Raw genomic sequence first — 24,806 nt, 5'->3', positions numbered from 1 at the left:
CTCCAGATGCACGCCATGACGATGGTGTGACAGACCGCAACTCTAGATTAGCACCAATGTATTCAATTGTGAACAAATCCGCGTTTGGAGCCTTTCTTCGGGCAGATCAGCAAGCCCCGGCATCTTTTTTGAATATGCGCAAAGTCGGCTAAGTACCGGCCCCGCGAAGCGCGCAAACTCCCGCGCATGGAAAGCCGTCGAACCGAGCAGGACTACCGGGCCCGCGTGGCGCGCGCGGTCGCTGCCATCGTCGCGGACCCGATGGCCGATCACCGGCTCGAAGACCTCGCGCGGCTCGCGCACTTCTCGCCCTTTCACTTCCACCGCGTCTACGCAAGCGTGGCCGGCGAAACGGTGGCCGCCACGGTCCGCCGCGTGCGGCTGGCGCTCGCCACCCGCCTGCTGGAAGCCGGCACCCAGAGCGTCACGCAGGTCGCGCTGGCCGTGGGCTACGAAAGCCCGCAAGCCTTCACGCGCGCCTTCGGCCAGTTCACCGGACAGTCGCCGCGCGCATTCCAGCAGCAGATGTCGCGGGCGATCCTCGACGTCGATGCGCTGCCGCGTTCCGGTGAGAACAACGAAGGCGCTGCACCGGCCGTGCGGATCGTCGAGTGCCCGGCGCAGCGGCTGCACGCGCTGCGGCACCAGGGGTCATTCGCGACCATTCCCCATACCCATCGGCGGCTGCGCCTGCAGGCCGGTGGGCGAGTCATCTCGGACCGGTGGGGCGCCTCGTTCAACGAACCCGAAGACTCGGCCAGCTTCAGGTACTACGCCGCCGTCGCATCGCCCGACCCTTGGCCGGAAGACGCCGAGGTCCAGATGCTCGACATTCCCGGTGGCTGCTACGCCGTGCACCGCCTGGCCGGCCCGTACTCCCAGATCAACGCGGCCGTGCGCGCCCTCTATGTCCGGTGGCTGCCGGCCAGCGGCTACGAGCCGGACGACCGGCCCACGCTGGAGCACTACCTGAACTCGACGCGCAAGGTCTCGCCGGCCGAACTGCGCACCGATCTGCTGATTCCCATCCGCCGCGCGAGCGCTTCGTGACCTTGTCGCAGGTGCCGGCTTTCCTCAGACAACACCTTGGCCCACACCGCGCTTATCGGCAAGGCACGTGAGGCCATTGCTTGATGGCCTCGCAGCACGTCCCTACACTCGTCCGGATGGCCCCCTCGTCCGTGTACCGCAAACACCCTGCACGCGCAGCCCTGCCCCAGGCAGCGGCAGGCCGTCGTGCGGATGTTGCCGCTGCGGCGACTACGGCGGTCTTGCGACACACCTCCGCACTTTCCTGAGCCCGGCGGTCCGCTACCTTCCTTCCTGATGCGCGAACCATTGACCGCCGGGCACCCGCCGCGCGGCAGCGACTTCGCCCACTCTCCTGCACAGGGCGAAGTCGCATTCAACTGGAGTGCTTCATGCTTGCAACCATTCACGGGGAGCGCACGCTCACCGAACTCGACTTCGTCCGTCTCGGCAAACTGCAGGACCAGCAGCTTCCGCCCGCGCTCACCGAGCTTCTCGACGCAGCGGATGTGCTGCCCTCGCGCGAGGTACCTCCGGACATCGTGACGATGAATTCCCAGGTGGAGGTGGAAGACCCTGCCACGCACCAGCGGCAGAAGATCACCCTCTGCTACCCCGGCGACGCGCAGCCGGGTGAGGGCTTCGTCTCGGTGCTGTCGCCCGTAGGCATCGGCCTGCTGGGCGTGAGAACGGGCACGCTCGCACGCTGGCAGATGCCCAACGGCGCGGAAGGCGCGGCGCGCGTGGTCGCTGTGCTGTTCCAGCCCGAGGCCAACGGCGAATACACGCGTTGACGATGCCCGTGCCTCCAGGTCGGTCGATCAGTGCTTCATGACGACGCTGGTGCGGTCCTTTGCGCTGTCGATGGTCGCGCTCACGGCGCTCGTGTTGACGGCCAGGGCCACGAGGATGGAGCCGACGAAAGCCGGGTCGGCGGCTCCGGCGAAGTTCGAGGCCCCTGCGATGGCCAGGGCTTGCTGCACCTGCTGGCGGGTCAGTTCCGCTGCCGCTTCTCCAACGACGTTCTTCCTGGTTGCCATCTGAAAGCTCCTCGGAGTGAAGGCCCGACTGTAGCTGCCGGGTGGGCCACGCCCGCATGCCCATGACTTTCGGCACTGGTGCACCGGACACGTGGAATGTATGTTCGCGCGGTCGCCAGCGGCGCGTCGAATCGGGAGGTCGTACAGGCCATGGCAATTCCATCTTCGGTCTTGATCAAGCGACGTCCGCACCGGGCATCTCATTCTTTTCACCTGACAGATCGGACATGGCTTTTTCCAAACTCTCTCTCGCAAGTGCACTCGCGGGCCTGCTGGCCCTTTCAGGCTGCCAGACCATGGACATGCAAATGGGCAGCCAGTCGGCCAAGACCGTGGCCACCGGCAGCGCCGCAGGCAGCGCAACCTCCGGCGAAAGCAGCCAGCTCGAGCGCTGCGATTCGCCACTCGGCACGGTCTCGCTGATCGAGAACGTGAATGCGGGCTGGTACACCATCCTCACCGGCGAATACAAGCTGCCTCCCACTGCCAACCTGCTGCGCCTGCTGGTGCAGCAATCGAACTGCTTCGTGGTGGTCGAGCGTGGTGCAGCCGGCATGAACGCCATGACGCGCGAGCGCGCGCTGATGCAGTCGGGCGAGATGCGCGGCGGCAGCAACTTCGGTCGCGGCCAGATGGTGGCTTCCGACTACGGCCTGTCGCCCGAGATCGTCTTCAGCAACAGCGACGCCGGCGGCCTGGGTGGCGCGCTCGGCGGCCTGGTAGGTGGCGGCCGCGGCCGCGCCATCGCCCAACTGGGCGCGAGCATGCAGACCAAGGAAGCCAGCGCGCTGCTGACCCTGATCGACAACCGCTCGGGCGTGCAGGTTGCAGCCGCCGAAGGCAGCGCCTCCAAGACCGACTTCGCGGGCTTTGCGGGCCTGGGCGGCCTTTCCGCCGCGGGCGGCATTGGCGGCTACACGCGCACGCCGCAGGGCAAGGTGATTGCCGCGGCCTTCATGGACGCGTTCAACCAGATGGTCCGCTCGCTGCGCAATTACAAGGCGCAGACGGTGCGCGGCCAGGGCCTCGGCGGTGGTGGCCGCCTGGGCGTGGACGGAGGTGCGGCGCCCTCGCAAACCTCGGCGCCGGGAGCAGCAAAGCAGCAGCGCCGCAGCAGCAAGCAGGCGCAGTAGCGCACATCGCCGGCCGGCCCGCCTCGTTCAGAGGTAGCGCGTTTCGGCCGGCGGCTCGAACCAGTTGTTGTTGCGCCCGTCCATGTACCGGACGGGTGCCGCCGACAGCTCTTGCGGCGTGACGTCGTCCAGGCAGCTCACGTTCACGCTGACGTAGGCACCACCGATCTCGGGCACATTGCCGCGCCCGAACGACCGGATGCCGCAGTGCCTGCAGAACAGGTGCTCGGTGCTGTGCGTGTTGAACTGGTACAGCGACAAGTCTTCTTCTCCCGACAGCAGCGTGAAGGCCTCCGGCTTCACGATCGCGCCCCATGCGCGGGCCTTGGTGCAGATCGAGCAATTGCATTTGCCCGTGCCCTCGGCGAGATCGATCAGGGCCTGGAAGCGAACCTTGCCGCAATGGCAGCTGCCGTTGTATGTCTTCTTCATGGGTCTGTGTCCCGGGGTTGAGATGAAAGCCAAGGCTACGACCCATTGCGGACAGATACTGTCCTCGATCGCGGGCATCATGCGCACATGCTGTCTGCCTCCGCACGCCTGATCCGGCTTCTTTCGTTGTTCCAGGCACAACGCTCCTGGACGGGCGCCGAACTCGCCGCCCGACTCGAAATCACCGAGCGCACCTTGCGCCGCGACGTGGACCGCCTGCGCAGCCTCGGCTACACGGTCGATTCCACTTCCGGCGTGGCAGGCGGCTACCGGCTGGGCGCGGGCACTGCCCTTCCCCCGCTGCTGCTGGAGGACGAAGAAGCCATCGCCGTCGCGCTCGGCCTGGGCAACCCGGTCGGCGCCGCGGGCGACATCGAGAACGCCTCGATGCGCGCGCTGGCCAAGCTCGAACAGTTGATGCCGCCGCGCCTGCGCCGCCGGCTCGACAGCGTGCGCGCGTCGGTGGTGCCGGTGCTACGCGGCAAGTCGCCGGTGCGCCTGAAGGCCGTGTCCTTTCTTGCCGAGGCCTGCACCGACCGGCTCGAACTGCGCTTCGGCTACCGCGACCACCATGACGCCGTCACCGAACGCACGGTGGAGCCGCACCGCGTGGTGCAGACCGGGCAGCGCTGGTACCTGCTGGCCTGGGACACGGCGCGGCAGGACTGGCGCACCTTCCGCCTCGACCGCATCGTCGAACCCACGCCCACCGGCGCGCGATTCACACCGCGCCGACTGCCCCACGGCGACGTCGCGGCCTACATGGAACACGCGCTGCAGGTGTCGCCCTACCTGCACCATGCGCAGGTCGTGGTGCATGCATCTGCCAAGGCGCTCGAGCCGTACCTCGGCTGGGTCAGCGGCACGCCGCAGGCCATCGACGAAGGCTCTACGCGCATCGCCACCGGCGCCAATTCGCTCGACGCGCTGGCCGTCTGGCTTGGCTGCCTGCCGCATGACTTCGAGGTCGAGTCGCCGAAGGAACTGGTCGAGCACCTGGCGCTCGTGGCCGAGCGGCTCGGCAAGGCTGCGCGCAAGCCACGGAAAGCGGTGGGCCGCCTCCCCCGTATATAGGATGGGCGGCGCGTGGGCCGCCCTCTACTCTTTGCGCCATCCAGCAGCAACCCAGAGCCTTCTCCATGCGCCTCGCCCCCACGTCCTGCATGAGCGCATACAGCCTCCCCGGGCCGGCGCGAGCATGACCGCAGAAACACAGGTTGCCCTCGTCGAAGACGACACCGGCATGCGCGAGCGCATCTCGCGCGTGGTCGATGCCGACCCGTCGCTGAGCCTGGCCTACAGCGCCTCCAACGCCGCCGACATCCTCGGCTGGCTGGTCGACAACCCCATCGACGTGCTGCTGGTCGACCTCGGCCTGCCCGACCGCCCCGGGCTGCAGGTGATCAGCCAGTGCCGCAACATGCAGCCGGCCTGCGCGGTGATGGTGCTGTCGATCTTCGGCGACGAGGCCAACATGGTCCAGGCCTTCGAGGCCGGCGCCAGCGGCTACCTGCTGAAGGACGGCACCGAGGCCGACCTCGCCACCCACATCCGCCACCTGCGCGCCGGCGGCTCGCCGATGTCGCCGGTGATCGCGCGCAAGCTGCTGCGGCGCTGGCAGGCTCATTCGGGCGGAGCGCCACGGCAACAGCAACCCGCTGCCGCCAAGCCCGCCAGCACCGCGCCGAGCGCTTCGGCGATCGCTCCCGAACGCCTGTCGCCGCGCGAGTTCGAGGTGCTCGACCTGGTCTCTCGTGGTTTCACCTATGTCGAAGTCGGAACGCAGATGGGAGTCTCGGCGTCGACGGTCCAAACCCATATCCGCAATATCTACGGCAAGCTGGATGTGCACAACAAATCGGAAGCGGTGTTCGAGGCGCGCAACCTCGGTTGGCTTCCCTAGTGTGGCCGGCGGCATTCATCGCCAGCTCTTTGCGGCGCTGCTGTGCCTGTGGCTTGCGCTGGCGGGCGTCCACGCCCATGCCGCCGGGACGCCCGGCTCCACCATCGACATAAGCTCGGCCGAGGCCACGCTCGAACCTGATGGCCTGCCGGCGCAGAGGCGCTGGGTGCAGCTGCCCTTTCGCTGGGACCACGAGTTTCCCGGCCTCGGGGGCAAGGCGACCTACCGCATCGACCTGCCTGCCACCGCGGTGCCGGGCGATGAACCCGCGGCCCTGCTGATGTCGGGCGCGGGCAACCAGGTGACGATCTCGTTCAACGACGCGCTGGTGGCCAGCTTCGGCACGCTGGGCGTGCCGAAGCACGACGCGACCAAGAGTAACCTGCTGGTTCCGGTCCCGGCCGTGCTGCACCGTACGGGCCAGCCGCAGTCGCTGGTCGTGCGCACGACCATCCAGCGCCAGCGCGGCGCGGGGCTGGCCAGCGTCCAGTACGGCACCGAGGCCTCGCTCGCGACGCTCTATCGCGACCGGCAAAGCTGGCGCAACACCTCGGCCATCGTGTATGCCGTCAGCCTGCTGCTGATGGGCGGCATTGCCGGCGGCCTGTGGCTGCGCCAGCGCGATGCGCTCTACGGCTGCTTCGCGCTGGCCGCGCTCTCGGGCGTGGCGCGCAACCTCGACCGCGTGTGGCCCGACGTGCCGATTCCCTGGCCGCTGTGGGGCGCAGTGGTGGCGGTCTGCTATGCCTGCCACATCGGGCTGATCGCGCGCTTCGTGCTGCTGGTGCTCGAGCGCAATCCACCGTGGCTGGTGCGCTCGATCCACGCCGCGCTCGCGCTGTCGGTCACGCTGGCCTGCGCCTCTTTCGCCTTTGCGCGGCCTTCGTTGTGGACCACCGGCCTGGTCATCCTGCAGCTGACCAGCATCGTCTGCCTGCCTTACGTGGTGTACGGCGCGCTGGTGGATCGGCGGCGCATCGCGGGCGTGCTGATGGCGGCGGGCACGCTGGCCATCCTGGCCGGCGCGCACGATCTGCTGCTGGTGCGCATGGGTCTCTTCGGCGGCGCCTACTTCACGCTGACGGCGCACGCGATGTTCTTCTTCGTGATGATCCTGGCCGGCCTCGTGGTCGAGCGCTACAGCCGCACCGTGGCCGACTACCGCGCGCTCAACACCAACCTCGCGGCCCGCGTGGCGGAGCGCGAAGATCAGTTGCGCAGCGCCTTCGAAACCGTGCGCCAGCAGAATCAGGAACAGGCCGTGCTGCTGGAGCGCCAGCGCATCATGCGGGAGATCCACGACGGCGTGGGCTCGCAGCTGGTGGGCCTGCTCAACGTGGTGACGCAGGCCAAGCCGGACCGCGCCGTGATCGAGGAGCACGTGAAGCTCGCGCTCGACGAAATGCGCATGGCCGTCGATTCGCTGCAGCCCACGCACGACGACCTGCCGACCGTGCTGGCCACCCTGCGCTACCGCCTGCAGCCGCGGCTCGACGCAGCCGGCATCGAACTGGTGTGGGACGTGGAAGTCATTCCGCCGCTGGAGCCCTTCGCCGCGCGGGCGGCCCTGCAGCTGCAGCGCATCCTGCTCGAAGCCTTCACCAACGTGCTGAAGCACGCGGCGGCCACGCGCATCGTGATGCATGCGAGCTGGCATGGCGACGAGACTCCGTCGCTGGTGCGCATCGTGCTCACGGACAACGGACGCGGCCTGCCGACGGCGCCCCCCGGTGGTGGGCACAGGGGACACGGCATCGCGAACATGCATGCGCGAGCCCAGTCCATCGGCGCGCGGCTGCAGATCGAAACGGTGGACCCCGCAACCGGGGGAGCGCGCATGCAGCTCGACTGGCCCTGCGCACGGGCCTGAGGAGCTTCTTTCAGCGCAGCGCGAACGCCAGCGTCACCGCCCCCAGCGCCAGCAGGCCGAGGCCGGCGATGAAGACCATCTCGCCCCAGGCTTCGAGCCGCGCACCCGATCTGCGGGCGCGCATCGAGATGAAAGACAGCAACGCGCTGGCCAGAAAGACCAGCGCGTCGACGGCCAGCAGGCGATCGATCAGCAGCCGCATGTCGTCGCGCGGCCCGAGGTGCCCGATCGACATCACGGTCATGCACACGCCGATCATGGTGGCCGACGTGGGCAGGATGTGCGCCGAGAGGCCGCCGGCCGGCGAGCGTTCGTGGATCACTTCCAGCTGCAGCTTGCCTGGCGGCTTCATCGGGCCGTCGTCCCTTCGATCAGCCGATGCGAACCGGCACGAAGATCTTGTCTTCGCCGCGCTGGATCAAGAGTGCCACCGACTTGTTGCTGGCCTTGGCCACCACTTCGCGCACCTGCTCCACGCTCTGCGCCGGCGTGCCGTTGATGGCCAGCAGCACGTCACCCGCCTGCACCCCGGCCTGCGCCGAGGGACCGGCCGCGTCTTCGATCAGCAGCCCGTTCTCGACAGCGGCCTCGCGCTTTTCCTGCGGCTGCAGCGGACGCAGCGCCAGGCCCAGCTTGCCCTGCCCCACGTCGGCATCGGCCTTCGCGACCTTGGCGGGCTTCTCGCTCGCATCGCCGAGCTTGGCCTGCAGTTCCTGGCGTTCGCCCTGGCGCCACACTTCGAGCGTGACCTTCTTGCCCGGCGCCTGCTGGCCGATCACCGCGGGCAGGTCGCCCGAGGACACGATGGCCTGGCCGTCGACCTTGCGGATCACGTCGCCCGCCTTCAGGCCCGCCTTGTCGCCGGGGCCGCCCTTCTCGATGTTCGAGACCAGCGCGCCTTCGGGCTTGTCGAGCTTGAACGAATCGGCAAAGGCCTGGTTCACTTCCTGCACCGCCACGCCGAGCCGGCCGTGCGTGGCCTTGCCGGTCGCGACGATCTGGTCTTTCACCTGGATCGCCACGTCGATCGGAATGGCGAACGACACGCCCTGGTAGCCGCCGCTGCGGCTGTAGATCTGCGAGTTGATGCCGACCACTTCGCCACGCGTGTTGAGCAGCGGCCCGCCGGAGTTGCCGGGGTTCACGGCCACGTCGGTCTGGATGAAGGGCACGTAGCTGTCGTCGGGCAGCGAGCGGCCCTTGGCGCTCACCACGCCGGCCGTCACGGTGTTCTCGAAGCCGAAGGGCGAGCCGATGGCCAGCACCCATTCGCCGACCTTCAGGTCCTTGGTGTTGCCGAGGGCGAGCACGGGCAGGTTCTTCGCGTCGATCTTGAGCACCGCAATGTCGGTCTTGGCGTCGGCGCCGAGCACCTTCGCGCGGAATTCGCGGCGGTCGGTCAGCTTGACGGTGACTTCCTTCGCGTCCTTCACGACGTGGGCATTGGTGATGATGATGCCGCTGGGGTCGACGATGAAGCCCGAGCCCTGCGCGCGCACCGGCACTTCGCGCTGCTGCTGTTGCTGGCCGCGCGGATTGATCTGGCCCTGGAAGCGGCGGAAGAACTGGAACATCGGGTCATCGGGGTCGATGCCCTGGATCTCGGCGGCTGCCTCGTCGTCGGAGGCCTTCATGGTGCCGGTCACGCTGATGTTGACCACGGCCGGGCCGTCGCGCGAGGTGATGGTCGAGAAGTCGGGCAGCGTGACCATGGCTGCGGGCGCCACGGCGGTGGCATTGGTGGTCGGCGTGCCCACGGCACGGGCGCTGGTGTAGGCACCGGCACCAACGGCACCGATCACGCCCGCGCTCGCCAGTGCAATCACCAGGGCGCGGGGCGAAGTCAGACGGGAGTTCATTTGTCGGTTCCTTTCAGGGCGCTTGGGCGCCAAAACGATGAAAGGAATGTCGTCGGTCTGACTTAAGCGCCGCTTAAACGCCCCGGCCCGCGGGAAAGCGCACCAGCACGCGCAGGCCGCCGAGGCTGGGCGACTGGTCGAGCGCCACCGTTGCCCCATGCAGGTCGGCAATCGACTTGACGATGGCCAGGCCCAGGCCGCTGCCGGGCGCCTGCGTTTCGCCCGAGCGATAGAAACGGTCGAGCACGCGCTCGCGTTCGTCGGGCGGCAGGCCCGGCCCGCTGTCGTCCACGGTGAGCTCGGCCGCGTCGCCCTGGCGGGTGATGCCGATGTCGACCCGGCCCTCGATGGGCGTGTACTTGATCGCGTTCTCGAGCAGGTTGCGCAGCAGCATGCGCAAGGCCTCTGACTGGCCGTTGACCACGGCCGCATCGGCATGGGCAATGCCGATGTCGATGCCACGCGCCTGCGCTGCCGCCACGGCATCGGACACCGCGAGCCGCGCAACCTCGGACAGATCGACCGGCTCGGGCTTGGCACCGGCCGCCATGCTGGCCTCGTGCCGGGCCAGCGCGAGCATCTGCTCGACCAGCCGCGTGGCACGGTCGATGCCCGCCACCAGCCGGCTCACGGCGAGGTCTCGCGACGCATCGTCAGGCGCGCGCTGCAGGCCTTGCACCTGCAGCTTCAAAGCAGCCAGCGGTGAGCGCAGTTCGTGCGCGGCATCGGCGACGAAGTGCTTCTGCGCATCGAAGGCGTGGCGCACGCGGTCGAACAGCAGGTTCAGCTCCTGCACCAGCGGACGCACTTCCTCGGGCAGGTTCTCTTCGCTTACCGGCGACAGGTCGTCGGCCTGGCGCGACGCTACCTGCTTGCGCACGCGCGCCACGGGGGCAAGCGACCGGCTCACGACCCACCACACGACCAGCATCAGCAGCGGCGCCATCAGCGCCACCGGCGCGATGGTGCGCAAGGCCAGCGTGCCGGCCATGTGGCGCCGCGCCGCCATGTCCTGCGCCACCTGGATCACCAACCCGCGCGTCTGCATCGAGAACACGCGGTAGGTGGTGCCGCGCGCGTGCACGTCTGCAAAGCCGAGCACCGCTAGCTGCGGCAGCGCGGCCTCTTCGGCGGATTCGAAGATGCGCACGCCTTCGGCGGTCCACACCTGCACGACGAAATCGAAATTCTGTTCGCCGGTGCCGATGCCGCCTACCGCCGCACTCGGCGGTAGGCCTGCGCGCAACGAAAGCGCCATCTGCTGCATGTGGTAGTCGAAGATGTCGTCGGCCTCGGCGAGCACGGTGCGGTAGGCCACCAGCGCCTGCGCCCCCGCGGCGAGCACGATGGCCGCCAGCAGGAACCACAGCAGCCGTGCGCGCAGCGATCCGGTCAGCGCCCTCCTCATACCTTCGGCACCATGTAGCCGACGCCTCGCACGTTGCGGATCAGTTCGGCGCCGAGCTTCTTGCGCAGGCCGTGCACATAGACCTCGACCGCGTTGCTGCTGATCTCGTCCTTCCAGCTGTAGAGCTTTTCCTCGAGCTGGGCACGCGACAGCACCATGCCGGGCCGCGCGAGCAGGGGCTCCAGCACGGCCCATTCACGCGCCGATAGCACCACCGGCTGGCCGGCCACGGTGACCTCGCGCGTGGCGGGGTTGATGCTCACGCCCATGTGCTCGTACACCGGCTCGGCGCGCCCGGCCGCGCGGCGCAACAAGGCGCGGATGCGGGCCAGCAGTTCGTCGAGGTCGTAGGGCTTGAGCACGTAGTCGTCGGCGCCTGCATCGAGGCCTTCGATGCGCTGCTGCACCGAATCGCGCGCGGTGGCGATCAGCACCGGCATCCGCTGCTTGCGTGCGCGCAAGTTGCGCAGCACCTCGAGGCCGTCGCGCCGCGGCACGCCGAGGTCGAGCATCACGAGGTCGTATTGCTGGGTGCGCAGGGCCGATTCGGCGGCTTCGCCGTCTTTTACCCAGTCCACCGCGTACTGTTCGGCGCGCAGCAGGTCGAGTACAGCCTCGCCGATCATCACGTCGTCTTCTAGAAGGAGGAGTCGCATGGTTGTGTCCGTTTCGGGGGTTCGAGGCGCGGGCCACGGCCAAAGTTCAGATCAGAGCAACGAGCGGACTTCGCGTGCGGCCTCGAAGAGCAGCGGCAGCATGTCCCGCTGCAGGGTCTCTTCCTGATAGCGCGTGCCCGACAGCACCACATTGAGCGCGGCCACCGTGTGGCCCTGCATGTCGCGCAGCGGCACCGCCAGCGCCTGCACGCCGAGCTCGTGCTCCTCGCTGGCAAAACAATAGTCGTCCTTGCGCGCGCGGGCAATCAGCTGCCGCAGGCCGCGCGCCTGCGTCACCGTGTTGGGCGTGAGCCGCGCAAGATGACGGCCCTTGAGCCATTGCGTGAACTGGGTCGGCGCCAGCGCCGCCAGCAGGACGCGGCCGGTGGAGGTGGCATGCGCAGGCAGCCGCGCACCGAGGTGCAGGCCATAGGCCAGCACGCGGGTTGGCGTGCCGTAGCTGCCGCTGCGCGCGACGATGACCACCTCTTCCCCGTCGAGCACCACTGCCGAGAACGACTCGCCGGTCTGCGCCGCGAGCCGGTTCAGCGTAGGCTGCAGCGCGCGCGGCAGGCGCGACGATGCGAGATAGCTGCCCGAGAAGCGCAGCACCTTCGGCGCCATCCAGAAATAGCTGCCGTCGGTTTCCAGGTAGCCCAGGTGAGCCAGCGTCAGCAGATGCCGGCGGGCCGCTGCGCGCGTGAGGCCCGCACGCTCGGCGGCCAGCGTGGCATTGAGGCGCTGGCGCTCGGTATCGAAGCTTTCGAGCACCGCCATTCCCTTGGCGATGCCCTCGATGAAGTCGGCTTTGGCGATGGTCATGCGTCGGTGGTTCGTCGTCCGGTCGAAGTGTTGCGCGATCATCGCGCACGCGTTCGCATGATCGCACAGAGCCTCGCGAGCGACCGCCACAGACGCCCGCATGCGGCCTACGCTCCACGAAACCCTCTCGGAGACACGAACATGCGCACCCAGGTCGCGATCATCGGCGCCGGCCCCGCCGGCCTACTGCTCGGGCAGCTTCTGCACAAGGCTGGCATCGACAACGTCATCGTCGAACGCCAGAGCGGCGACTACGTGCTGGGCCGCATCCGCGCCGGCGTGCTGGAACAGGTCACGATGGACCTGCTGGCGCGTGCCGGCGTCGACGCCCGTGCCAAGGCCGAAGGGCTGCCGCACGAGGGCATCGAGCTGCTGTTCAAGGGGGCACGCCACCGCATCGACATGCACGGCCTTACGGGCGGCAAGCAGGTCACGGTGTACGGCCAGACCGAGGTGACGCGCGACCTGATGGAAGCGCGCACGGCCGAGGGGCTCACCACCATCTACAGCGCGGCGAACGTCAGCCTGCACGACTTCGATTCGGGCAAGCCGCGCGTGCGCTACGAGAAAGACGGCCAGACGCACGAGATCGAATGCGACTTCATCGCCGGCTGCGACGGCTACCACGGCGTGAGCCGCGCGAGCGTGCCGGCCGATACGATCCACACCTACGAGAAGGTCTACCCCTTCGGCTGGCTCGGCGTGCTGGCCGACGTGCCGCCGGTGTCGCACGAGCTGATCTACGCCAACACCGAACGCGGCTTCGCGCTGTGCAGCATGCGCAGCGCCACGCGCAGCCGCTACTACGTGCAGGTGCCCACCGAAGAGCGCGTGGAGAACTGGAGCGACGAGGCCTTCTGGAACGAACTGCGCGCGCGCCTCGACCCCGAAGCGCGCGAACGGCTGGTGACGGGACCTTCACTCGAGAAAAGCATTGCACCGCTGCGCAGCTTCGTCGCCGAGCCGATGCGCTTCGGTTCGCTGTTCCTGGCGGGTGACGCAGCGCACATCGTGCCGCCGACGGGCGCCAAGGGGCTGAACCTGGCAACTGCCGACGTGGGCTATCTCTCACGCGCTTTCGAAATCTTCTACAGCGAGAAGTCGGCCTCGGCGCTGGACCGCTACTCCGACCTCTGCCTGCGCCGCGTCTGGAAGGCCGAGCGCTTCTCGTGGTGGTTCACCTCTCTGATGCACCAATTTCCGGAAACGGGCGCCTTCGGCCAGAAGATCCAGGAGGCCGAGCTCGACTACCTGGTGCATTCGACCGCTGCCTCCACCGCGCTGGCGGAGAACTACGTCGGCCTGCCGCTGGAAGATTTCTAGGCGGCCGCCGAAACGGTACGCCCTTCGAGCGTGGCCTTCATGGCCGCACCGCCCTGCTCCATCATCGGCCCGATGTAGGCCGCCATGGCGTCGGGCAGCACGTCGGTGATCCAGACGAAGCGCGAACGGCCCGCACCTTCCTCGAACACCTGCGCCGTTGCGTGGTGATGCGCGGCCTGCCCTCCGGTGACGATGTAGGCCAACCGGCGATGAGCGTCGTCGATGCCTACCAGCACCTCGCGCGCCACAAGACCGTTGGCGAAGGTGAGGATGCGGGCACCCTCGGCGTCGATGGTGCAGCCGGTGAGAAAGCCCGGCGCGAGCCGCGTATGCACCGCGCTGAAGTCGCGCAGCGCGTCCCACACATGGGCTGCATCCGCCTCGACGATGAATTCCTTGTAGACCGTGGCCATGGCAAACCTCGCTTCAGGGGCAGACAGCTTCGACGTTGTTGCCGTCGGGATCGATGAGAAACGCCGCGTAGTAGGTCGGGCTGTAGTCCGGCCGCGGGCCCGCGCCGCCGTTGTCGGTGCCGCCTGCTTTCAGGCCGGCCTTGTGAAAGGCGGCCACGGCCTCGTGGTTCGGCGCGCGGAAGGCGATGTGGGTGCCGGGCCCTTTCGCGCCCTTGGCCGCGTAGAGCCACAGCGCGGGCTCGTCAGCCGGGCCGATGCCCGCATAGCTGTCGTCATGCGGGCCCGGCACATGGCCGAGCGGCGCGAGCGCAGCTTCGTAGAAGCGGCGGCTCGCGGCGAGGTCTTTGACTTTCAGTCCGATGTGGTCGTACATGATGGCTTCCTGCTCGATGGATGGATCAGGCGGTCATCATGGAAGAGCGCGGCAATGCGGTCTTGGAAAATCTTGCGGTCGCCCTGGGCCGCCTTGCGGAAGCTGCCCGGCGATACACCAGCGGCGCGGTGAAAGGTGCGCACGAAATTGCTGAGGTCGGCAAAGCCCACGTCGAGCGCGACCTCGGTCACGGGCCGGCTGTCGTCGTCGGCCAGCAGGCGCGCGGCATGCCGGAGGCGCGAGCGCACGAGGTACTGATGCGGCGTGACGCCCAGCACCTGCGAGAACAGCCGCAGGAAATGGAAGGAGCTCAGGCCGGCCTCGGCGGCCGCTCCGTCGAGGCCTATGTCGTGCTGCGAGTGGGCGTCGATCCACATCGCGGCATCGACCGCGCGGCGGCGATCACGTGCCACAGCGACGGGCGCGGTCTTGGGCTTGGTCTGATCGGACACAACTTCGACGAAGCGGCTCGCGAACCACATGCCCAGTTCATCCAGGCCCACGTCGCTCTGCCCATCGGCCGCAGCCTGCGCGAGCTCGCCGATGACCACGAGCTCGGCCAGGGGCGGCAGGCCGCCGGTGCGCCAGGTTTTCTGGTCGCCGCCGATCAGGTCAACGAAACCCGGCGACAGGTGAAAGGCCAGGCACTCGTCGCCGCAGACGTGGTGATCGTGCGTGCAGACATATTCATCGCCCGGACAGCCGACCAACACCGAACCGGCGACCAGCTCGTAGGCATGGCCGCGCGTGCGGTAGCCGAAGCTGCCCTTGCGCACATACGAGACCGAATAGCCCTCGTGCAGCTCGGTGAAGGGCTGCGCGTCGGGGCCCGCGTCGCAGCGGTAGCTGGAGACGCGGATCGGGTCGGTCTGCAGTTCGGTGGTGACGAGCATGGCCGGCGCCTTTCTGTCCCACGGAAACGATTGCTCAATCGACCGTTTGCATGGCCTGCCACACGCGTGCAGGGCTCAGCGGCATGTGCAGGCGCGGAGCACGCGTGGCCAGGCCGTTGCGCGCAAAGGCGTCGGCCACCGCATTCACGATGGCCGGCGTGGCGCCGATGGTGCCGAGCTCGCCCACGCCCTTCACGCCCAGCGGGTTGTTCTTGCACGGCGTCGATTCGTCCATCTCCATGTTGAACATGGTGTCGACGATGTCGGCGCGCGGGGCCGCGTAGTCCATCAGGCTGCCGGTGACGGGCTGGCCGGTTTCGTGGTCATACACCACCTGCTCGTACAGCGCCTGCCCGATGCCCTGCACCGCACCGCCTTCGAGCTGGCCGCGCACGATCATCGGGTTGATGACGCGGCCCACGTCGTTGACCGAGCTGTAGGCCACCACGCTGATTTCGCCGGTGGGCGGATCGATCTCGATCTCGCAGATGTGGCAGCCGTTGGGCCAGGTCGGGCCGGCCACGGTGCTGGTGGAGTCGACGAAGATTTCGCGCTCGGGCTGCTTGGCGGCGAGCGCGAAGAGGTCGAGCTCGAGGTCAGTGCCGGCCACGTTGAAGACGCCGCGGCTGTACACGATGTCGTCGATGGAAGCCTCGAACTCCTGCGCGGCCAGTTCGCGCGCCTTGTCGATGGTGCGCTCGGCGCCGATGCGCACGGCCGAGCCGCCGGTGAACAGCGAGCGCGAGCCGGCGCTGCCGAAGCCGTCGCCGCGATCGGTGTCGCCAAGCACCACGCGCACCTTCTCGATGGGCACGCCGAAGGCATCGACGGCCAGTTGAGCCAGCGAGGTCGCAATGCCCTGCCCCATGGCATTGACGGCGGAGAACACCTCGATCACGCCATCTGCCTGCACCGAGACCGTGACGCGCTCTTCGAACACGTTGCCGCCGGTCCATTCGAGAAACGTGGCGATGCCCAGGCCGCGGTGCTTTCCCTTGCTGGCCGACTCGGCCGCGCGGGTCTCGAAGCCCTGCCAGTCGGCGAGCGTCAGCGCCTGGTCCATCACCGACTCGAAGTTGCCGGTGTCGTAGGTCTGCGCCATCGGGTTCTTGTACGGCATCTGCTCGGGGCGGATGAAATTGCGGCGGCGCAGCACGATGCGGTCGATGCCGGTCTGGCGCGCGGCCTCGTCCATCAGCCGCTCGATGGTGAAGATGGCCTCAGGGCGGCCAGCGCCGCGGTAGGCGCCGGTGGGCGCGGTGTTGGTGAGCACCGCCTTGAAATGGAAGTCGATGGTCTGGATGTCGTAGACGCTGGTCTGCACCCAGGGGCCGATCAGCAGCTGGATCGCGACGCCGGTGCCGGTGGCGTACGCGCCCACGTTGGCAAGGGTCTTGATGCGCAGGGCCAGGATCTTGCCGCTGGCGTCGAGTGCCATTTCGGCACGCGCCTCGATGTCGCGGCCGTGTGCGCTCGAGAGAAATTCCTCGCTGCGGTCGGCCACCCACTTCACCGGCCGGCTGACTTGCAGCGCGGCGAAGGCGACGGCGATGTCTTCGGGATAGGCGCCGGTCTTCATGCCGAAGCCTCCGCCGACGTCGCCCACCACCACGCGCACCTTTTCCTTGGCAAGGCCGATGGCGGCGCAGACGGAATCGCGAACGCCGGAGGGCATCTGCGTGCTCATGCGGATCATGAGGCGGCCGGTTTCGCCGTCGCGCACCGCGAGCACGGAGCGCGGCTCGATCGTGAGGGCGACCACGCGCTGGTTGTTCACGTCGAGCGCAACCACATGGCTGGCCTTGGCGAAGGCGGCGATCGCGGCCTCGCTGCTGCCGTGGCGCATTTCGGCGGCTACGTTGCCGGAGGCTTCTTCGCACAACTGCGGGGCACCGTCGGCGGTGGCGCTTGCGAGGTCGACCACCATGGGCAGGTCTTCGTAGTCGACCACGATGGCTTCGGCCGCATCGCGGGCCTGCTGCACCGTGTCGGCCACCACGGCGGCCACTGCCTCGCCGACGAAGCGCGTGCGCTCATGCGCGATGGCGTAGCGCGGCGGGCTGGCGCTGTCGCTGCCGTCTGCGCGCTTGAAGCCCGCGGCGCCCGGCATGGGCTTGACGCCGGCCTGGGCCATTTCCGCGCCCGTGATCACGCGCAGCACGCCGGGCATGGCGGCGGCGGCACTGGTGTCGATCGAGACAATGCGTGCGTGCGGGTAGGAGGATCGGAGGAAAACGAGATGCGCCTGATCGGGGAGCGTGACGTCGTCGGTGTAGCGGCCGGCGCCTGACAGCAGGCTTTCGTCTTCGAGGCGGCGCACCGCCTGGCCGCTGCCGAAGCGCGTGGGATTGGGTTCAGTGGTCAACGTACGTGGTCCTCTTGTGCTCATCCCCGGCGTATGTGCGGGCCTGCCTGATTTGCGTGGGTCTGCGAATGCAAGCTGCGCACTATAGGGTTTCCGGCGGGTTTTGTGGTGCCGTGGCGTGTGAGCCGAACCCTTGTGGCGGTGTCGGCTGTGTGCGATTTTCGCCCAACTGGAGTGGAATTTGCGAAGCCGTGTATACCTACGCCCATGCGACAACTGCCCTGGCTCGAACCCGGAGATGCCTTGCCCGATCCTGCATCGGCCTGGGGTATGGCCGACCCCGTACCCGGCCTGCTGGCGGCCGGTGGCGCACTCGATGTCGATACTTTGATGCAGGCGTATGGCAACTGCGTCTTTCCTTGGTTCAGCGAGGACCAGCCGATCCTCTGGTGGAGCCCGGACCCTCGCATGGTGCTGCAGGTGGCGCAGTTCAAGCTGCATCGCTCGCTTCGCAAGACCCTGACGCGCTTTGCACAGACGCCGGGTTGCGAGGTGCGCATCGACCACGATTTCGCGGCCGTCATCAAGGCCTGTTCGGGCTCTCCGCGCGTGGGCCAGTCAGGCACGTGGATCGTGCCGGACATGGTGCAGGCCTATACGAATTTGCACCGCGCCGGCCATGCCCACAGTGTCGAAACCTGGATCGACGGCGAACTCGCGGGCGGGCTTTACTGCGTTTCGCTGGGCCGCGCGGTGTTCGGCGAGTCGATGTTCACCCGCCGGCCGGACGCTTCGAAGATCGCGCTGGCCGCGCTGGTGTCGCTGTGCCGGCATTCCGGCGTGCAGATGATCGACTGCCAGCAGAACACCGCCCACCTCGCAAGCCTCGGCGCCCACGAGATGGCGCGCAAACGCTTCGTCGCGCACGTGGCCAGGGCGCGACAACAAGAGGGCCCACGGTGGCGATTCGACCCCGTATACTGGTCCGAACTCCTTTCCGCGCGACCTCTTTCCCCGACGTGACGCACCTCAAGGACCTCCCGCTTCACACGCTGCAGTTCTACGCGACGGCGCCCTACCCCTGCAGCTATCTGCCGGACCGGCAGGCCCGCTCGCAAGTGGCCACGCCCAGCCACCTGATCCACAACGACGCTTATTCCGACCTGGTGCTCAGTGGGTTCCGGCGCAGCGGCATGTTCACCTACCGGCCCTATTGCGACGGCTGCCGCGCGTGCATCCCGCTGCGCGTGCTGGCCAACGACTTCCGTCCCACGCGAAGCCAGCGGCGTGCGGTGAAGCAGCATGCCGACCTGCAGGCGCGCGTGCTCAAGCTGTGCTTCATGCCCGAGCACTACCAGCTCTACCTGCGCTACCAGAACGGCCGCCACGCAGGAGGTGGCATGGACCACGACAGCATCGACCAGTACACGCAGTTCCTGCTGCAGAGCCGGGTCAACTCGCGGCTGGTGGAGTTCCGCGAAACGCTGCCCGACGGCAGTGCCGGGGCGCTCAAGATGGTGTCGATCCTCGACGTGCTGAACGATGGCATCTCGGCCGTCTACACCTTCTACGAACCCGAAACCAGCGCGGGCTACGGCACCTACAGCGTACTGTGGCAGATCGAACAGGCCCGCAAGCTGGGCCTGCCGCACGTCTACCTCGGGTACTGGATCGAGCACAGCCCGAAGATGAACTACAAGGCGCGCTTCTCCCCGCACGAAGTGTTGGTAGACGGACATTGGCAGGCGCCGGGCAATTTCACAAGGTAAAATGGCGCCCGGTCATCACCGCAAAGCGCCATGAGAAAAAACCAATCCGACATTCCCGCCGTCCCCGTGATCCAGGTGATCGAGCGCATGTTCGCGCTGATCGATGTCCTGGCATCCCGCGAGGAGGCCATTTCGCTGAAGGAGATCAGCGAAAAAACCGGGCTCCACCCGTCGACCACGCACCGCATCCTGAACGACTTGGCGGTTGGTCGCTTTGTCGATCGGCCCGAAGCCGGCAGCTACCGGCTGGGCATGCGCCTGCTGGAACTGGGCAACCTGGTCAAGGGCCGACTCAACGTGCGCGACGCCGCCCTGGGCCCGATGCGCGAGCTGCACAAGCTGACGCAGCAGCCCGTCAACCTGAGCATGCGCCAGGGCGACGAGATCGTGTACATCGAGCGCTCCTACAGCGAGCGCTCGGGCATGCAGGTGGTGCGCGCCATCGGCGGCCGAGCTGCCCTTCACCTCACCTCGACAGGCAAGCTCTTCCTGGCGGCGGACGATCCGCAGCGCGTGCGCAGCTACGCCACGCGCACAGGTCTGGCCGGCCATACGCGCAACAGCATCACCCAGTTGCCGGCACTGGAGCGCGAACTGTCGAAGGCGCGCCAGTACGGCATTGCCCGCGATAACGAAGAACTGGAGCTGGGCGTGCGCTGCATGGCCGCCGGCATCTACGACGACCAGGGCAAGCTGGTGGCGGGCCTGTCGATCTCCGCACCGGCTGACCGGCTGGACGAAGGCTGGCTACCCAAGCTGCAGGCCACGGCCAATGAAATCTCGGGCGCGCTGGGATTCAAGGACGGCACGGCTGCGACGCCGTCGCCTTCGGGCAGCACGCCGCCAGCAGGCGCCTGACCCGGGCCTATCCCCAAAAGCAAACAGGCCCTGTGAAGGGCCTGTTTTCGTTACAGCCTGCGGTTGACCAATCAGCCCGCGACCTGATACGCAGCATTGCGCGACGAAGCTGCCGGCGAACCGACGGAATGCGTAGCCTCAACCCAGCGGCGAACCCGCTCGGCATCTGCAATGCGGCTGAACTTGCCGGCCGAATCCAGGAACACCATGATCAGCTTGCGCCCGGCGACCTTCGCCTGCATCACAAGGCATTGGCCGGCCTCAGAGATGTAGCCCGTCTTCTGCACGCCGATTTCCCAATCGGGGCTCTTCACGAGGCGATTGGTGGTGTTGAACTGCAGCACGCGGTTGCCGACTTCGACCTGGTATTCCGGCGAGGTGGACAGCGAACGTACCGTGGCATCGGAATAGGCGGCATTGACCAGCAGCGCCAGATCTTGCGCGCTCGACTGGTTGCTGCTCGACAGGCCGGTGGGCTCGACGTAGCGCGTGTCCTTCATGCCGAGCATCTTGGCCTTGGCGTTCATGATGCTCACGAAAGTCGTCAGGCCACCCGGGTAGGTGCGGCCCAGCGCATGCGCGGCACGGTTTTCGCTCGACATCAGCGCCAGGTGCAGCAGTTCGCCGCGCGACAGCGTAGTGCCGACCGTCAGGCGCGAGCTGCTGCGCTTTTCGGTGTCGACGTCGTCCTGCGTGATGGTGATGAGCTCGTCGTTCGGCAGATGGGCTTCGCTGATGAGCAGGCCGGTCATGAGCTTGGTGAGCGACGCGATCGGCAGCACGGCGTGGTCGTTCTTGCTGAACAGCACTTCGTGCGTGTCCTGGTCGATGACCAGCGCGACGCTCGACTTCAGGTCGAGTACGTCTTCGGTGCCATGCAGGCCGGCCATCTGGCCGAAGGATTGGCGGGGGGGCGCCTCGACGACGCGAACCACCGAGCGGCGCTGCACGGCCACCACGGTCTTGCCATTTCTCTTGTGGATGGTGGCCACGACATTGCGGCCACCGCGAACGACCTTCTCGGCGCGCTCACTCTTCTCGGCACGGCCGCCGCGCTTGGCGACAACAACGGGCACGGGACCGCGCGCGGTTTTGGACGAAGCGGCGTTGCGCTTTACCTCGACCGGCACCGGACCCTTCGCCTTCTTGGCGACTGTGGTCTTGGCGGCAGCGGGCTTTTCTTTCTTGGCTGCTTGGGCGCCAGGCAGCAAAAACGCCGTGGCGCACAGCGCGACGGCGATGAATTTGAACGCGGGTAGAAACCGCTGGCTGGAAACTCGGCGTAGACGGGCTTCGGGCATTAATAAATCTCCAGCGGCGACAAACGAGGACCGCAGTGTATCCAAATCAAAAAAAGCACGCAATATCAGTTACTTGCATCCTCTTCTTCAATCGAATACCAAGGATCGCCTGAAAACCTAACCTTGTGCCGCAACTCTCTCAGCTTGGCTCTGTAACTTATTGAGCGCACTCAAATAAGCCTTTGCCGAAGCAACCACGATGTCCGGGTCTGCACCCACACCGTTGACCACCCGCCCTGCGTTTTGTAACCGGACTGTAACTTCTCCTTGGCTTTCCGTCGAGCCACTGATGGCATTTACAGAGTAAAGAACCATCTCGGCGCCGCTCTTGACATGCGACTCGATGGCCTTCAGGGAAGCATCAACCGGGCCATTCCCGTCGGATTCGCCGGTGACTTCCTTGCCCTGGACGGTGAACACGACCTTCGCCTGGGGGCGCTCGCCGGTTTCGCTGTGCTGGGAGAGAGAGACGAAAGCAAACTGCTCACCAACGTTCGACACCTCTTCCGCGCTGACGAGCGCGAGGATGTCCTCGTCGAAAATTTCGGACTTGCGGTCGGCCAACTCCTTGAAGCGCAGGAACGCGGCGTTGATGTCGCTTTCGCTGGCCATGGTCACGCCCAACTCCTGCAGGCGCTGCTTGAAGGCATTGCGGCCGCTGAGCTTGCCCAGCACGATCTTGTTGGCCGTCCAGCCCACATCCTCGGCACGCATGATCTCGTAGGTGTCGCGCGCCTTGAGCACGCCATCCTGGTGAATGCCCGAGGCGTGCGCGAAGGCATTGGCGCCCACCACCGCCTTGTTGGGCTGCACCACGAAGCCGGTGGTCTGGCTGACCATGCGGCTCGCGGCCACGATGTGCTGCGTGTCGATCCTGAGGTCGAGCCCGAAGTAGTCCTTGCGGGTCTTCACCGCCATGACGACTTCTTCGAGAGAGCAGTTGCCCGCGCGCTCGCCCAGGCCGTTGACGGTGCATTCGACCTGGCGCGCGCCGCCGATCTTCACGCCGGCCAGCGAGTTGGCCACGGCCATGCCGAGGTCGTTGTGGCAATGCACCGACCAGATCGCCTTGTCGCTGTTGGGAATGCGCTCGCGCAGCATCTTGATGAAGTTGCCGTAGAGCTCGGGAATGGCGTAGCCGACGGTGTCGGGCACGTTGATGGTGGTGGCACCCTCGTTGATCACGGTTTCGAGCACGCGGCACAGGAAGTCCGGGTCGCTGCGATAGCCGTCTTCTGGGCTGAACTCCACGTCGGCCATCTGGTTGCGCGCGAAGCGCACGGCCAGCTTGGCCTGTTCATGCACCTCGTCGGGCGACATGCGCAGCTTCTTTTCCATGTGAAGCGGCGACGTTGCGATGAAGGTGTGGATGCGCCCGCGGGCCGCGCCCTTCAGGGCTTCGGCCGCACGTGCGATGTCGCGGTCGTTGGCGCGCGAGAGGCCGCACACCGTCGAGTCCTTGATGGTATTGGCAATCGCCTTCACGGCCTCGAAGTCGCCGTTCGAGCTGGCGGGAAAGCCAGCCTCGATGACGTCGACCTTCAGCCGCTCCAGCAGCTTGGCAATGCGCAGTTTCTCGTCGCGCGTCATCGAGGCGCCGGGCGATTGCTCGCCGTCGCGCAGGGTGGTGTCGAAAATAATAAGTTGGTCGGTCATCGTGGGTCTCCGTTGTTCATCCCCCACGCGCACCCGACCAAGGTCGGCGCGGCAGCGTCAGGCGACTTCAACCGCTGATTGTGCTCCGTGCGCGCCCCGGGTCCGTGCACGCTGCACGCCCGAAACAATCGCTTTCAGCGACGCCGTGATCACGTTCGCATCGATGCCCACACCGAACAGCGTCTGGCTTTCGTCGACGCGCAGTTCCAGATAGGCCACCGCCTTGGCGTCGGCACCTGCGCCGATGGCGTGCTGGTGGTAGTCCATCACGCGCACCGTGTGGCCAGTGGCCTTGCTCAGTGCCTGCGTGAAGGCATCGATGGGGCCATTGCCGCGGCCTTCGATGGCGTGGACTTCAGCATCCCACGGCAGATCGCCGCGCAGAACCACGGAAGCGTTGGCGCCCTCGCCTTCTTCCTCGATCACACGATTCTGCAAAGACTGCGCGGTTTCGATGCCGTACTCGCGCACGAACAGCTGCCAGAGGTCAGCGGCCGTGAGTTCCTTGCCGGCGACGTCCATCACGCGCTGCACGGTCTGCATGAACTCCATCTGCAGGCGGCGCGGCATCTCGATGCCGTATTCGCTCTCGAGCAGATAAGCCATGCCGCCCTTGCCGGACTGACTGTTAACGCGGATCACGGCTTCATAGCTGCGGCCTACGTCCTTCGGATCGATGGGGAGGTAAGGCATGTCCCAGATGTCGCCTTCCTTGCGCGCGGCGAAGGCCTTCTTGATCGCATCCTGGTGCGAGCCTGAGAACGAGGTGTAGACGAGGTCACCTACATACGGATGGCGCGGATGTACCGGGATCTGGTTGCAATGCTCGACCGTGGCGCGGATCTCGTCGATGTTCGAAAAATCGAGCTCGGGCGAAACGCCCTGCGTGTAGAGGTTGAGCGCAACATTCACGAGATCGAGGTTGCCGGTGCGCTCGCCATTGCCGAACAGGCAGCCTTCGATGCGCTCGGCGCCGGCCATCAAGGCCAGTTCACCGGCGGCGGTGCCTGTGCCGCGGTCGTTGTGCGGATGCACGCAAAGCACGATGGAGTCGCGGCGCGCGAGGTTACGGTGCATCCACTCGATCATGTCCGCGAAGATGTTCGGCGTGGAATGCTCGACCGTGGTTGGCAGGTTGACGATGCACTTGCGCTGCGGCGTAGGCGCCCAGACTTCTGTCACCGCATCGACCACGCGCTTCGAGAACACGACGTCGGTGCCCGAGAACATTTCGGGCGAGTACTGGAAGGTCCACTGCGTGTTCGGCTGCTTGGCGGCGAACTCATTGAACATGCGCGCGTGGCTGCTCGCGAGTTCGACGATCTGGTCTTCGTCCATGTTGAGCACCACGCGGCGCATCACGGGCGCGACGGCGTTGTAGAGGTGCACGATGGCGCGCGGAGCACCCTGCAGCGATTCGAAGGTGCGGGCGATGAGGTGGTCGCGCGCCTGCGTCAGCACCTGGATCGTCACGTCGTCGGGAATGCGGTCTTCCTCAATGAGCTTACGCACGAAGTCGAATTCGACCTGCGAAGCCGAAGGAAAGCCGACTTCGATTTCCTTGAAGCCGATGGCCACGAGGGTCTCGAACATGCGCATCTTGCGAGCGATGTCCATGGGCTCGACCAACGCCTGGTTGCCATCGCGCAGGTCGGTCGACAGCCAGATCGGCGCCTTGGTCAGCACGGCATCGGGCCAGGTGCGGTCCTTGAGGCCGATCGGGGCGAATGCACGGTATTTGCTTTGAGGTTGCTTGAGCATGT

Annotated in this window: 24 protein-coding genes; 10 read left to right on the top strand and 14 right to left on the bottom strand. The window is 66.9% G+C overall.

Annotation, left to right across the window (positions count from 1 at the left end; translation table 11 throughout):
• The first annotated feature begins 186 nt into the window (after positions 1 to 186).
• Both ACZYSP_RS00435 and ACZYSP_RS00430 read left to right on the top strand, forming a co-directional pair.
• Positions 187 to 1,050, top strand: coding sequence for an AraC family transcriptional regulator (locus ACZYSP_RS00435; RefSeq protein WP_093074845.1), 864 nt, complete (start codon positions 187 to 189; stop codon positions 1,048 to 1,050).
• Positions 1,051 to 1,421: 371 nt separating this feature from the next.
• Positions 1,422 to 1,823, top strand: a complete 402-nt coding sequence (locus ACZYSP_RS00430) for a GreA/GreB family elongation factor (RefSeq protein ID WP_093074847.1) — start codon at positions 1,422 to 1,424, stop codon at positions 1,821 to 1,823.
• A 27-nt stretch (positions 1,824 to 1,850) separates the two neighbouring features.
• Here the strand turns inward: ACZYSP_RS00430 and ACZYSP_RS00425 are convergent, their stop codons facing one another.
• A complete protein-coding gene (locus tag ACZYSP_RS00425; RefSeq protein ID WP_093074850.1) occupies positions 1,851 to 2,069 on the bottom strand; it encodes a hypothetical protein in 219 nt (72 codons plus the stop codon).
• 227 nt (positions 2,070 to 2,296) lie between these two features.
• Here ACZYSP_RS00425 and ACZYSP_RS00420 point away from each other — a divergent pair, with 227 nt between their 5' ends.
• Positions 2,297 to 3,202, top strand: a complete 906-nt coding sequence (locus tag ACZYSP_RS00420) for a CsgG/HfaB family protein (protein WP_093054475.1) — start codon at positions 2,297 to 2,299, stop codon at positions 3,200 to 3,202.
• A 27-nt stretch (positions 3,203 to 3,229) separates the two neighbouring features.
• Here ACZYSP_RS00420 and ACZYSP_RS00415 read toward each other — a convergent pair whose 3' ends face one another.
• Positions 3,230 to 3,634 (bottom strand): GFA family protein, encoded by a 405-nt coding sequence (locus tag ACZYSP_RS00415; protein WP_093054473.1) that lies wholly within the window; start codon positions 3,632 to 3,634, stop codon positions 3,230 to 3,232.
• A gap of 87 nt (positions 3,635 to 3,721) precedes the next feature.
• On the opposite strand from ACZYSP_RS00415, the gene ACZYSP_RS00410 reads away from it, so the two are divergent.
• The 3 genes from ACZYSP_RS00410 to ACZYSP_RS00400 all read left to right on the top strand — a co-directional run bounded on the left by ACZYSP_RS00410 (position 3,722) and on the right by ACZYSP_RS00400 (position 7,407).
• Positions 3,722 to 4,708 (top strand): helix-turn-helix transcriptional regulator, encoded by a 987-nt coding sequence (locus ACZYSP_RS00410; RefSeq protein ID WP_093074853.1) that lies wholly within the window; start codon positions 3,722 to 3,724, stop codon positions 4,706 to 4,708.
• Positions 4,709 to 4,832: 124 nt separating this feature from the next.
• Positions 4,833 to 5,537: a response regulator transcription factor gene (locus ACZYSP_RS00405; protein WP_093074856.1), complete on the top strand. Its 705-nt coding sequence runs from the start codon at positions 4,833 to 4,835 to the stop codon at positions 5,535 to 5,537.
• Position 5,538: 1 nt separating this feature from the next.
• Positions 5,539 to 7,407, top strand: a complete 1,869-nt coding sequence (locus ACZYSP_RS00400; RefSeq protein WP_354336022.1) for a sensor histidine kinase — start codon at positions 5,539 to 5,541, stop codon at positions 7,405 to 7,407.
• A 10-nt stretch (positions 7,408 to 7,417) separates the two neighbouring features.
• Here ACZYSP_RS00400 and ACZYSP_RS00395 read toward each other — a convergent pair whose 3' ends face one another.
• The 5 genes from ACZYSP_RS00395 to ACZYSP_RS00375 form a co-directional block, all read right to left on the bottom strand.
• Positions 7,418 to 7,759 (bottom strand): hypothetical protein, encoded by a 342-nt coding sequence (locus tag ACZYSP_RS00395; protein WP_093054465.1) that lies wholly within the window; start codon positions 7,757 to 7,759, stop codon positions 7,418 to 7,420.
• A gap of 19 nt (positions 7,760 to 7,778) precedes the next feature.
• Positions 7,779 to 9,266 carry a DegQ family serine endoprotease gene (locus tag ACZYSP_RS00390; protein WP_093074861.1) on the bottom strand — a complete coding sequence of 496 codons (1,488 nt, stop codon included), beginning with the start codon at positions 9,264 to 9,266 and terminating at the stop codon, positions 7,779 to 7,781.
• A 73-nt stretch (positions 9,267 to 9,339) separates the two neighbouring features.
• Positions 9,340 to 10,674, bottom strand: a complete 1,335-nt coding sequence (locus tag ACZYSP_RS00385) for an ATP-binding protein (protein WP_354336019.1) — start codon at positions 10,672 to 10,674, stop codon at positions 9,340 to 9,342.
• Positions 10,671 to 11,330 carry a response regulator gene (locus tag ACZYSP_RS00380; RefSeq protein WP_093054459.1) on the bottom strand — a complete coding sequence of 220 codons (660 nt, stop codon included), beginning with the start codon at positions 11,328 to 11,330 and terminating at the stop codon, positions 10,671 to 10,673. The genes ACZYSP_RS00385 and ACZYSP_RS00380 overlap by 4 nt, the downstream gene beginning before the upstream one ends.
• A gap of 51 nt (positions 11,331 to 11,381) precedes the next feature.
• A complete protein-coding gene (locus ACZYSP_RS00375; RefSeq protein WP_093054457.1) occupies positions 11,382 to 12,152 on the bottom strand; it encodes an IclR family transcriptional regulator domain-containing protein in 771 nt (256 codons plus the stop codon).
• 141 nt (positions 12,153 to 12,293) lie between these two features.
• Between ACZYSP_RS00375 and pobA the strand changes: the two genes are divergently transcribed.
• Positions 12,294 to 13,475 (top strand): 4-hydroxybenzoate 3-monooxygenase, encoded by a 1,182-nt coding sequence (gene pobA, locus ACZYSP_RS00370; protein ID WP_093074867.1) that lies wholly within the window; start codon positions 12,294 to 12,296, stop codon positions 13,473 to 13,475.
• On the opposite strand, the gene ACZYSP_RS00365 is transcribed toward pobA, so the two are convergent.
• The 4 genes from ACZYSP_RS00365 to ACZYSP_RS00350 are packed head-to-tail and all read right to left on the bottom strand — an operon-like array spanning position 13,472 to position 17,519.
• A complete protein-coding gene (locus ACZYSP_RS00365; RefSeq protein WP_093074870.1) occupies positions 13,472 to 13,888 on the bottom strand; it encodes an SRPBCC family protein in 417 nt (138 codons plus the stop codon). The two genes, pobA and ACZYSP_RS00365, sit on opposite strands and share 4 nt — an antisense overlap.
• Positions 13,889 to 13,901: 13 nt before the next feature.
• Entirely contained in the window at positions 13,902 to 14,261 is a 360-nt protein-coding gene (locus ACZYSP_RS00360) for a VOC family protein (protein WP_093054451.1), read from the bottom strand.
• Positions 14,240 to 15,154: a helix-turn-helix domain-containing protein gene (locus ACZYSP_RS00355; protein WP_093174054.1), complete on the bottom strand. Its 915-nt coding sequence runs from the start codon at positions 15,152 to 15,154 to the stop codon at positions 14,240 to 14,242. Before ACZYSP_RS00355 ends, ACZYSP_RS00360 begins: the two co-directional genes overlap by 22 nt.
• 34 nt (positions 15,155 to 15,188) lie before the next feature.
• Positions 15,189 to 17,519, bottom strand: a complete 2,331-nt coding sequence (locus ACZYSP_RS00350) for a xanthine dehydrogenase family protein molybdopterin-binding subunit (protein WP_093054442.1) — start codon at positions 17,517 to 17,519, stop codon at positions 15,189 to 15,191.
• Between the two features lie 207 nt (positions 17,520 to 17,726).
• Between ACZYSP_RS00350 and aat the strand changes: the two genes are divergently transcribed.
• From aat to ACZYSP_RS00335, 3 genes are read left to right on the top strand one after another with little or no spacing between them, the layout of a single operon-like run.
• A complete protein-coding gene (gene aat / locus ACZYSP_RS00345) occupies positions 17,727 to 18,482 on the top strand; it encodes a leucyl/phenylalanyl-tRNA--protein transferase (RefSeq protein WP_093074876.1) in 756 nt (251 codons plus the stop codon).
• A complete protein-coding gene (locus tag ACZYSP_RS00340) occupies positions 18,479 to 19,228 on the top strand; it encodes an arginyltransferase (RefSeq protein WP_093074879.1) in 750 nt (249 codons plus the stop codon). Before aat ends, ACZYSP_RS00340 begins: the two co-directional genes overlap by 4 nt.
• Before the next feature lie 30 nt (positions 19,229 to 19,258).
• Complete coding sequence (locus ACZYSP_RS00335; protein ID WP_093054436.1) at positions 19,259 to 20,086, top strand: IclR family transcriptional regulator; 828 nt, start codon at positions 19,259 to 19,261, stop codon at positions 20,084 to 20,086.
• A 71-nt stretch (positions 20,087 to 20,157) separates the two neighbouring features.
• Here the strand turns inward: ACZYSP_RS00335 and ACZYSP_RS00330 are convergent, their stop codons facing one another.
• The 3 genes from ACZYSP_RS00330 to leuA all read right to left on the bottom strand — a co-directional run bounded on the left by ACZYSP_RS00330 (position 20,158) and on the right by leuA (position 24,804).
• Positions 20,158 to 21,387 (bottom strand): serine hydrolase, encoded by a 1,230-nt coding sequence (locus ACZYSP_RS00330; RefSeq protein ID WP_093054434.1) that lies wholly within the window; start codon positions 21,385 to 21,387, stop codon positions 20,158 to 20,160.
• Positions 21,388 to 21,504: 117 nt separating this feature from the next.
• On the bottom strand, positions 21,505 to 23,043 hold the full coding sequence (locus tag ACZYSP_RS00325) for a 2-isopropylmalate synthase (RefSeq protein WP_093074882.1): 1,539 nt from the start codon (positions 23,041 to 23,043) through the stop codon (positions 21,505 to 21,507).
• Positions 23,044 to 23,100: 57 nt separating this feature from the next.
• Entirely contained in the window at positions 23,101 to 24,804 is a 1,704-nt protein-coding gene (gene leuA / locus ACZYSP_RS00320) for a 2-isopropylmalate synthase (RefSeq protein WP_093054924.1), read from the bottom strand.
• Positions 24,805 to 24,806 lie beyond the last annotated feature (2 nt).

This window comes from Variovorax sp. F042 (assembly GCF_057814215.1).
Note: the sequence above shows the minus strand (reverse complement) of the source record. Positions and strands in the feature narration are given on the sequence as shown.

What these genes read in the sequence shown, in the direction of transcription:
- ACZYSP_RS00395 (WP_093054465.1), bottom strand. Translation starts at nt 7,759, where the DNA reads ATGAAGCCGCCAGGCAAGCTGCAGCTGGAAGTGATCCACGAACGCTCG.
- ACZYSP_RS00355 (WP_093174054.1), bottom strand. Translation starts at nt 15,154, where the DNA reads ATGCTCGTCACCACCGAACTGCAGACCGACCCGATCCGCGTCTCCAGC.
- ACZYSP_RS00335 (WP_093054436.1), top strand. Translation starts at nt 19,259, where the DNA reads ATGAGAAAAAACCAATCCGACATTCCCGCCGTCCCCGTGATCCAGGTG.
- ACZYSP_RS00360 (WP_093054451.1), bottom strand. Translation starts at nt 14,261, where the DNA reads ATGTACGACCACATCGGACTGAAAGTCAAAGACCTCGCCGCGAGCCGC.
- ACZYSP_RS00365 (WP_093074870.1), bottom strand. Translation starts at nt 13,888, where the DNA reads ATGGCCACGGTCTACAAGGAATTCATCGTCGAGGCGGATGCAGCCCAT.
- ACZYSP_RS00380 (WP_093054459.1), bottom strand. Translation starts at nt 11,330, where the DNA reads ATGCGACTCCTCCTTCTAGAAGACGACGTGATGATCGGCGAGGCTGTA.
- ACZYSP_RS00390 (WP_093074861.1), bottom strand. Translation starts at nt 9,266, where the DNA reads ATGAACTCCCGTCTGACTTCGCCCCGCGCCCTGGTGATTGCACTGGCG.
- ACZYSP_RS00430 (WP_093074847.1), top strand. Translation starts at nt 1,422, where the DNA reads ATGCTTGCAACCATTCACGGGGAGCGCACGCTCACCGAACTCGACTTC.
- ACZYSP_RS00325 (WP_093074882.1), bottom strand. Translation starts at nt 23,043, where the DNA reads ATGACCGACCAACTTATTATTTTCGACACCACCCTGCGCGACGGCGAG.
- ACZYSP_RS00405 (WP_093074856.1), top strand. Translation starts at nt 4,833, where the DNA reads ATGACCGCAGAAACACAGGTTGCCCTCGTCGAAGACGACACCGGCATG.
- ACZYSP_RS00330 (WP_093054434.1), bottom strand. Translation starts at nt 21,387, where the DNA reads ATGCCCGAAGCCCGTCTACGCCGAGTTTCCAGCCAGCGGTTTCTACCC.
- aat (WP_093074876.1), top strand. Translation starts at nt 17,727, where the DNA reads ATGCGACAACTGCCCTGGCTCGAACCCGGAGATGCCTTGCCCGATCCT.
- ACZYSP_RS00415 (WP_093054473.1), bottom strand. Translation starts at nt 3,634, where the DNA reads ATGAAGAAGACATACAACGGCAGCTGCCATTGCGGCAAGGTTCGCTTC.
- ACZYSP_RS00435 (WP_093074845.1), top strand. Translation starts at nt 187, where the DNA reads ATGGAAAGCCGTCGAACCGAGCAGGACTACCGGGCCCGCGTGGCGCGC.
- ACZYSP_RS00410 (WP_093074853.1), top strand. Translation starts at nt 3,722, where the DNA reads ATGCTGTCTGCCTCCGCACGCCTGATCCGGCTTCTTTCGTTGTTCCAG.
- ACZYSP_RS00375 (WP_093054457.1), bottom strand. Translation starts at nt 12,152, where the DNA reads ATGACCATCGCCAAAGCCGACTTCATCGAGGGCATCGCCAAGGGAATG.
- ACZYSP_RS00420 (WP_093054475.1), top strand. Translation starts at nt 2,297, where the DNA reads ATGGCTTTTTCCAAACTCTCTCTCGCAAGTGCACTCGCGGGCCTGCTG.
- ACZYSP_RS00385 (WP_354336019.1), bottom strand. Translation starts at nt 10,674, where the DNA reads ATGAGGAGGGCGCTGACCGGATCGCTGCGCGCACGGCTGCTGTGGTTC.
- ACZYSP_RS00425 (WP_093074850.1), bottom strand. Translation starts at nt 2,069, where the DNA reads ATGGCAACCAGGAAGAACGTCGTTGGAGAAGCGGCAGCGGAACTGACC.
- pobA (WP_093074867.1), top strand. Translation starts at nt 12,294, where the DNA reads ATGCGCACCCAGGTCGCGATCATCGGCGCCGGCCCCGCCGGCCTACTG.
- leuA (WP_093054924.1), bottom strand. Translation starts at nt 24,804, where the DNA reads ATGCTCAAGCAACCTCAAAGCAAATACCGTGCATTCGCCCCGATCGGC.